The organism is Thermostichus sp. MS-CIW-38 (assembly GCF_054058415.1).
In genome coordinates this window covers 55,509-63,602 of the sequence record NZ_JBSSAH010000012.1, presented here as the reverse complement: position 1 = coordinate 63,602, position 8,094 = coordinate 55,509, and the positions used below count along the sequence as shown (strand labels likewise).

Sequence of the window (8,094 nt, the reverse complement as noted above, 5' to 3'; positions counted from 1 at the left end):
AACTCGGACGTGAAACGCATCAGCGGCGAACCTACTGGCAGGGCGACCTGCTGGCAACCTAGCTCGGTGCCAGGCCCACCACCCTAACCCAATCAAGAGGAACCCAATCAATAGGGGGGTTGGCTTCCGTCAAGCCTCTCTACCTGAAAGCTGACACCATTGGGTGAAGGCAAGCTAGTGAGGTAACAGTTTTGTCGACCATTAGCTTGCCATGTTACCTGCTCTACACCAGTTGGCTCGTTCTGCAAGAGCGGTCTTCGTGTACGGCATGGGAGAGGGGGGGATGTAATCCAACTTCACGATCCCTATTCGTAGTTACTCTTGGCATCTATCGACATCTAGCAGCAGCAGTGAGCTTGCAGTCGGGGTTACGAGGGATCCTCAGCCCACAGGTGATCGACGAACCGAGGGGAGTGGGAGAATCCCTGGCGGACACGGAGGCTTTGATCCAGGTTTGGCATGGACGCGGGGAGGGGCAAATTTACATCTGGGTCAGGTTCCATGCTCCTTATTCTGGCCATCCTGAGAGTTTTGTCCAGGGATCCGCTCTAGCCCAAAGGTATGGAGTGGGGCTGCACACCCACTTGGCGGAAACTCGCCGGGGATCAGACCTTGGCCGCCCACTGTGTGCATGTGGGGGCTGAAGAAATCGAATCGAGGAGATGCGGTTGGCGGTGTTTCTGCAGCGGTTGGGATCGGGGGATGGAGCTGCTCTGCCGGCGCAACAGGCTTTGTGGATGGCTACACAAGGCAGTGCCGCCTGTCTGGGTCTGGAAGGGGAAATCGGCAGCTTGGAGGTGGGCAAAAAAGCGGATTTGATCTTGCTGGATTTGCGCGTGGGCACCGCTAACCGCTATGCCAAAAAGCTCGCCACCTGCTTGTGAGAACCTGTGGGCTGCATTTTGACCGTGACTCTATTGCACAGCTCAAAGCGGCCCTCGTCCGGGCATATGCTCGAAGAATGTGTTAGGCGTCAGAGGAGCAGCGACAGCCTGGATCACAGATATAACCCCTGGTCATTCGTCAGTGGTGCGGAGCGCATTGGGGGCATCCTAACCCCGCCAGCGGGCTTTTGGAGCATCCTGTGAATAGCTCTCAGGGTGCTTGCACGGGCGGTGGGTTGTTGCGCAAAAACGGCTGTACGGCTACAAATCCCAACCCAAACGATCCAATGACTAAGACGACTGCAGCGGCCATCCAAAGTACGGCAGAGCCCTGGGATCCGTGATGTTGCTCCCGTACCCGCTGATAAATGCCGGCGGAATAGGCCGAGGAGTCTGCTTCACCGAGATAGGGATCCGGGCCGCTCATATCCTGCATCAACTCGTCCAGGGAAGGAACCTGGTAGCCAGTGCGGGGGTAGGGCTCGGCAGAGGTGTGGGTGGAAGGGTGGCGAAGGGAATCAAAGGAGGACGGGACAAAGCCGTTGGATGAGAAGGAGGGGGTCTCGTTGCGGGCCTGTCGGCGCTTGAGGCGATTCAAAAAATCGTAGCTGGGAGGGGCTTCCGGTTGGCCGGGATTGGCAGTCGGGCTGTTCTGTTGGAAAGAGGCTTCAGAAGCTGCAGCAACTTGGGCAGCCTGGCCATTTGCGTCAGCAAGCCGTAGGCTGATTTGCTGCAGGCGCTTCAGGGTGTGGCCCAATTGCCCCTGGAACTCTTGGGTGATGGCAGCGATCTCTCCGGACAACTGCTGATGCAGAGCACGCAGGCGCTGGTTTTCGGAGGAGAGCAGGCTTACCTGCTGACGGGCAGACTCCAACTCTTCGGCCACTTGTTGATACACCTGAATTGGCACCACCCCTGGCCCGGTCTCCATTGCGGCAGGGGAGCGAAAGCCACTGCGGGGCAAACCACCGGGGTTACCGTTGCTGTTGCGAGCGCCAGAGGGGTTAGAACCCCGAAAATCGTATTGCATAAATTGGGATCGACTCGGAAGGACGGGGGGCTGGAACAGCTTGACACAGAGGGATCCAAGATATCAGGGATCTCCAAGGATAGTGCTGAACACCGGCAATCTAAAGGCGTGCAGCTCTAGCTTTAGTGTAAGCCGCGATTGCTACCCCAAGCATACCGCTAAGCCTTTGGAATGGGCGATCTCTTCACAGCAATTTTTCCCGCCCACAAGCGTCATTTCCCCGCTGCTTCCAGGGAGGGCCGGCTTGCGCTGTCGTTCCCACGTCACGAATACTCCCCCACCAAGTCCGGGGAGCCTGAAGATTCGGAATCTGAGGCAGAGGAGTCCCGCAGCAGCCGCTCCAGATCCCGTCGCAGAGGTGGTTCCAACTGTTCCAGCTCATTGACAAAGTCTTTTATACCCTGAAACTGGCGATAAACGGAGGCAAAGCGCACGTAGGCCACCTCACTTAGGTGTTGCAGGCGCTCCAGCACCATCTCGCCGATGCGCAGGCTGGTTACCTCTTGGGCATCTTCCAATTGCAGTTTTTCTTCGATCTCATTGACCAGCTCTTCCATCTGTCTGACGGTGACGGGGGTTTTTTGGCAGGCACGCATCACCCCTTGCAGGATCTTGTTGCGGTTGAAACTTTCGCGGGATCCATCCCGTTTAATGACCATGATGGGCATGAACTCGATGCGCTCATAGGTGGTGAAGCGGTAGCCACAGGACATGCATTCTCGCCGCCGCCGCACACTCTGGCCACCTTCTGCCGAACGAGATTCCAAAACTCGGATTTCTTGTTTGCTGCAGCGGGGACATTTCATGGCTTGCAGTCCTTACAAAGCGACAGGTGGGTAGGAGGGTGCCTCAATTTTACCGGATGCTTAATCTTCTGGTGCTTAGACAGATTGCAAATGAGATGGACTCTGTTCGTCGAGTGCAGATTGCAAGGGATCCCACCAAGCAGCGGCTTGCGCCTGGATCTGGGCCTTCAGCTCCGGTTCCATGCGATCCAAATGGATCAATACCCATTTCATTCTGCCCAAGGGGGCTAAGAGGGATCGCTGACGCAACAGGAAGTCCCAATACAACGTATTGATGGGGCAGGCTTGTTTGCCAACCTTTTCGCTGGGATTGTAGCGGCAATGGCGGCAGTAGTCACTCATTTTGCGGATGTACTGAGCGGAGGCGGCATAGGGTTTGGTGGAGAGCATGCCCCCATCGGCAAAAAGGCCCATGCCGATGACGTTGGGCTGCATCACCCAGTCGTAGCTGTCGATAAACACATCCTGAAACCACGCTTCTACTGCCTGGGGCTGAATGCCACTGATGAGGGCGAAATTGCTGAGCACCATTAGCCGCTGGATGTGGTGGGCATAACCATGACGGCGAATCTGATCCAGGGTGTGCTGCAGACAGGCCATGTCGGTGTCGCCGGTCCAGAAGAAGTGGGGCAGGGGTCGGCGGTGGTCAAAAAAGTTCTTCTGGGCATAGCCGTTGGGCATTTGGTATTCGTAGAAGCCGCGCATGTACTCTCGCCAGCCCAGGATTTGTCGGATGAAGCCTTCGGCGGAGGACAGGGGGATCCCGCCGCGATGGTAGGCTTGTTCGACGGCAGCGATGACTTCGTGGGGGGTGAGCAGGCCCAAGTTGAGGTAGGGAGAAAGCAGCGAGTGGAAAAGGAAGTCTTCCCCGGCTTGCATGGCGTCTTGCCAGGGGCCGAAGTGGGGCAGGCGCTCGTGAATGAAATGATCAAGCACTTGCAGGGCTTGGGCGCGGGTGACGGCCCAGCCAAATCCTTCTAAGGATCCGAAGTGATGGCCGTAGTGTTGCCTAACTTTTGCGATGACAGCCTGGGTAATGGCATCGGGGGAAAAGGTGAGGGGCCGAGGATAGCGCATTCCCGGTTTGGGAGGATGGCGGTTCTCCCGGTCGTAGTTCCAGCGCCCCCCCAGGGGCTTGGGGCCGTCCATGAGAATGCGAAAGCGTTTGCGCCCTTCGCGGTAAAAGTCTTCCAGGAGCAGGCGCTTGCGACCTGAGGCCCAGTCGATAAATTGACGAGTACTCCAGAGGAAGTGGTTGTTTTCCACAACCAAGAGGGGGCAGGGGAGGGTGGATCTCAGATTTTCCACCTCCTCCCGGATGGGAATATCAGCTGGCTGCATGAGGCGGATCTGCTGCAGTTGATGTTGCTTGGCCCAGGTTTGCAGGGGCTCGGCATAGCTGTCGGCTTCCACGTAGGTGACCGGGTAGCCCCGCTGTTGCAGTTCTTGGGCAAAGTGACGCATGGCCGACCAGACCAGCACCAATTTCTGCTGATGGTGGTTGCGGGAGCTGGCCCACCGGTGAGATTCGATGAGAATGACGGGAACTCGGTCTGGGGATAGGGTCGAGAGGGAAGCGAGGGCGGATTGCTGTGGGTGGAGTTGATCCGCAAGGATCCAAACCCCTTCTGGGCCGGCAGATGGAGCGATCATGGGATGCTGAAGCTCTCGGTCTATGGGAGGAGCGCTGAGAATGACACAGGTTGAGTTTAGCTCTGGGGGGCAAGGCCAGGTGGCACCCAAATGTTTGCTGAATCTCGGCGGGACAGCTGAGGAGAGAGGATGATGCGGCAGACAGGGATCCCTTGCCTGCGGTGGTGGGCCGGGCTGGGGATGGTGGCCCTGCTGCTGCTGGTGATCTGGAATTGGACGGATCCCTTGCCGCCAGCCTGGGATGAGGCGCAGCATTTGTTGCAGGCGCAGGCGTTTGGGCTTCACCTGCAGCGGTTTCGCTGGGATGGGCTGTGGGGGCAGCAGTTTTTGCATTTGAACCAGCGCTACCCCCCTTTGGCCTATTGGCTGGGGATCCCCTTGGCAGTTCTACATCCGTTCAGCCGGGCGGACGGGCAGTTGCTCAACTTGGGGTTGCTGGGGGTGCTGGTTCTGGCAACGCAGCGGCTGGGACAGCGGGTCTATCGCTCCTGGGAAGTGGGCTGGCTGGCGGCGGCGTTGGTGCTCCTCTATCCGGGGATCACGGCTTTGGCCCACGTGTACATGTTGGAGTTGCCGCTGGTGGTGGCGGTGACGCTGGCGTTTTGGGCGCTGTGGGCCTATGGGGAGAAGCCTTCCTGGTGGGGGGCGGTGGGGGTGGGGGCGGGGGTGGCGGCGGTGCTGCTCACCAAGTGGACAGGGGTGCTGTTTTTGCTGCTGCCTTTGGTGGGAGTTGCAGGTCAGGCCCTCTGGCGCTCTGGGAAAGCGGTGGGGTGGTGGAAAGGGATCCCTTGGCCGGCGCGGCTGGCCCACTTGGCCTTGGGGATGGGTGTGATGCTGCTTTTGTGCTGGCCCTGGTATGGGGCCAATTGGCTGTTTGTGCTCAGCAATGGCTGGGCTTACGCCGAGACTGCCCACTACTACATCACTTGCCCAGCGGGATCCCTGTGCTGGTGGACTGCCTACTTGCGCCTTTTGCCCCTGCAGATGAGCCCTTTTTTGTGTGGGTTGCCGCTGCTGACGTTGTGGGGATCCCTGGACAGGCGAGAGGCAGTCTTGTGGGCCACCTACGGTTCGGGCTACCTTCTCTACACCCTGGTGGACATCAAAGATGTGCGCTTCACCCTACCTTTGCTGCCCCTCTTGGCCGTGTTATCAGCAGGCGGGATCCAAAAGGCTTGCCGGTGGTTGGAGGAACGCTGGGGTGCGTGGGCTTTGCAAAGGGGAGTCTGTGCAGGGCTAGTTCTGGGCTGCTTGGCCTTGGCCAATTTGGGTCGGCCCCTCACCCCAGGGGTGGCCCCTCTGTGGACGGGGATCCAGATGCGCTGGCAGGGGAAGCACCCCACGCAGGAGCTGACCCAGTGGATCCAATCCTTGATCCAGCCAGGTTTGACCACCACGCTGGGGGTTCTCCCCAACACAGAGCTGATCTCTTCCGAAACCCTCACCTACTTGGCGGCTCTTCAGCGCTGGCCGGTTACATTCCGCGCTGCTGGGCAAACCCCCTGGCCGGAGCTGGAGCTATCCTTGCTGGATGGGTTTGTGGATGCCGAAGGGGAACAGGGAATTATTGGCCCTTATGGCCCGACTAAGGAGCAGATCCGGCAGCACCTGCGCAGCAGCCCAGACTGGCGACAAGATCCGGCGGTGGAGTTGCCTACGGTGGGTCGGCTGCACACCTACTTCCCTCGCATGCCAAGAGTGACGGTGCAGAAGTGGCCTCTGGAAGCTGGGGAGGTGGAGCTGGTGGAGGTTGAGACGCTGTTGGAGCTGGGGATCCCGGCCTGGAAGTTGCGCTGGCAAGGCCCAGCTCAGAACTTGGCCCAGACGCTGGTTTGGGCGCGGCTGGAAGATGGGCAAGGACGGGTTTTGGAGAAGCGGGCCTGGGTGCTGGGGCAGAATCGCCTGCAGCTCAACTCAACAGGCGGCTGGCTGGTGGAAGAGATCTTGACGCTGCCCACAACCGACTTCCCAAGAGGTGGCCTTCTCCACCTGGAATGGCAGTCGCCCAAAGGGATCCGCCATTCCCTACACCAATCCTGGAGAGGATCCCTGTCGAGCTTCCCGAAGGAGGGATCCCCCCTTGTAACGGATCCCTTGTTTCCTCTCCGCGAGGCGGCCAGAGCTGCTGCCGCTGGGGATCTGCAGGCCCTCTCCCTTTATCTCAATGCCTGGACAACCCTGCAATACCCGACTTTTTTAACAGATCCAGATCGCGTCTTGGCTCGGCAATTGCTGGAGAGGGAATGGCAACAGGCTGCTGCCCAAGGCCAACCGAGCCAGCAAATCCAAAGCCACTACCAACTGGGCTTGATGTTGGCGGCGCTGTTACAACCAGAAGCAGCTCAGTTGCATTTTCAACAGATCGTCGAGCTGGATCCGGAAGACGAGTGGGCGCGGGCTTACCTGGGGTTTTTGCGAGTATTGTTCACTCACGACTTTGAGGGGATCCGGGGGTTGCGACAAGAGCTCTCGGCTGTGCTTCAGCCTCTTTGCCAGAAAACAGTTCAGGATTGGGATTTGAATTGGATTTGTGCTGCTCTTTAGCCACAAAGTCCAGCTCCATTTGAGAAACCTGGGAAAGAAGAAAGTCGGCAAAAGCTTTGGCCACCACCGAAAGACGTTTAGAGCGCAAATAGACCAAATGCCAGAACCCCCGAATGGGAAACTCTTCCACATCCAAAATAGCCAGATGATGCTGCCACCCCCCCAAGGCCAACACATGCTGAGACAAAACCGAAATGCCCAATCCACCCACAATGCCTTGGCGGATAGCTTCGCTGCTGCCTATCTCCATGCGAATGTTGAGCTTTAGGTTATGCTTCTCAAAAAGCCGCTCTACAGCCATGCGGGTGCCGGAGCCGGGTTCACGGGCTAAAAAAGGTTCTTGGGCAATCCGCGCCAGAGGGATCCCCTTTTGGCCCACCAGCGGATGATGAATGGGGGCCATCACCACCAAGGGATTTTCCAGAAAAGGTTGCGCCACCACGTCCAGATCTTCTGGCGGCATCCCCATCACGTAGAGATCGTCCATGTTGTTGCTCATCCGCTCCAAAACCTGCTGGCGGTTGATCACCTTGAGAGCTACGTCGATGCCGGGATACTGCTGACAAAATGGCCCCAGAAGACGGGGAATAAAGTATTTGGCAGTGGTGACCACTCCAATGCTCAGCCGTCCCTGCTTTAACCCCTTCAGGTCGGCAAGGGTCATCTCGAATTGATTCAATTGTTCAAAAATCTTCTCGCAGGTTTGGTGTAAAGCTCGCCCCGCTTCGGTGAGATACAGCCGCTTGCCCACCTGTTCAAACAGCGGCAACCCTACAGCTTTGCTCAATTGCTTGATCTGCATGGAAATCGTGGGTTGGGTCAGGTAGAGCTCTTCGGCAGCGCGGGTAAAGCTCAGGTGGCGGGCGGCAACCTCGAAGATTTGCAGTTGATGCAGGGTAATGGCCTTCATGGACAATCAAGAAAAGCTAAAGGTTTACTACTAAATCATAAGCGCTAATCTATGCCTTTTGGCGAGATCCCTAGGAGAACCTGGCTAACGGTCACAGTGGCGAAAGGGGCAAAACCGAAGAGCAAACCCCTGCCACTGGGATCGGAGGTCTAGTCATTCTAAACAGGAATGAAACATTTCTGTTGCACTACTCCCCAACTCCCCTCTCCCCGATGGAGAGGGATTAGAGGTGGCTGTAGAAGCGGCGCAGAGCGCTGAGAAGGTGTC

At 57.9% G+C, this 8,094-nt stretch carries 7 protein-coding genes; 3 read left to right on the top strand and 4 right to left on the bottom strand.

Features of this window, described 5'->3' with window-relative positions; translation table 11 throughout:
• Positions 1-350 precede the first annotated feature (350 nt).
• Positions 351-644 carry a hypothetical protein gene (locus tag ACVWXZ_RS06380; protein WP_457482303.1) on the top strand — a complete coding sequence of 98 codons (294 nt, stop codon included), beginning with the start codon at positions 351-353 and terminating at the stop codon, positions 642-644.
• 18 nt (positions 645-662) lie between these two features.
• Positions 663-884 carry an amidohydrolase family protein gene (locus tag ACVWXZ_RS06375; protein ID WP_041436618.1) on the top strand — a complete coding sequence of 74 codons (222 nt, stop codon included), beginning with the start codon at positions 663-665 and terminating at the stop codon, positions 882-884.
• 211 nt (positions 885-1,095) lie between these two features.
• On the opposite strand, the gene ACVWXZ_RS06370 is transcribed toward ACVWXZ_RS06375, so the two are convergent.
• The 3 genes from ACVWXZ_RS06370 to ACVWXZ_RS06360 form a co-directional block, all read right to left on the bottom strand.
• The gene (locus ACVWXZ_RS06370) at positions 1,096-1,914 is read right to left on the bottom strand and encodes a hypothetical protein (RefSeq protein WP_457403510.1); all 819 of its coding nucleotides are present in this window, start codon (positions 1,912-1,914) and stop codon (positions 1,096-1,098) included.
• Positions 1,915-2,177: 263 nt separating this feature from the next.
• Complete coding sequence (gene nrdR / locus ACVWXZ_RS06365; RefSeq protein ID WP_414374563.1) at positions 2,178-2,720, bottom strand: transcriptional regulator NrdR; 543 nt, start codon at positions 2,718-2,720, stop codon at positions 2,178-2,180.
• Between the two features lie 75 nt (positions 2,721-2,795).
• The gene (locus tag ACVWXZ_RS06360; RefSeq protein ID WP_457403511.1) at positions 2,796-4,373 is read right to left on the bottom strand and encodes a cryptochrome/photolyase family protein; all 1,578 of its coding nucleotides are present in this window, start codon (positions 4,371-4,373) and stop codon (positions 2,796-2,798) included.
• Between the two features lie 129 nt (positions 4,374-4,502).
• Between ACVWXZ_RS06360 and ACVWXZ_RS06355 the strand changes: the two genes are divergently transcribed.
• Positions 4,503-6,917 (top strand): hypothetical protein, encoded by a 2,415-nt coding sequence (locus ACVWXZ_RS06355; protein ID WP_457403512.1) that lies wholly within the window; start codon positions 4,503-4,505, stop codon positions 6,915-6,917.
• On the opposite strand, the gene ACVWXZ_RS06350 is transcribed toward ACVWXZ_RS06355, so the two are convergent.
• Positions 6,799-7,827 (bottom strand): LysR substrate-binding domain-containing protein, encoded by a 1,029-nt coding sequence (locus ACVWXZ_RS06350; RefSeq protein ID WP_457403513.1) that lies wholly within the window; start codon positions 7,825-7,827, stop codon positions 6,799-6,801. The genes ACVWXZ_RS06355 and ACVWXZ_RS06350 overlap by 119 nt on opposite strands.
• Between the last annotated feature and the right edge of the window lie 267 nt (positions 7,828-8,094).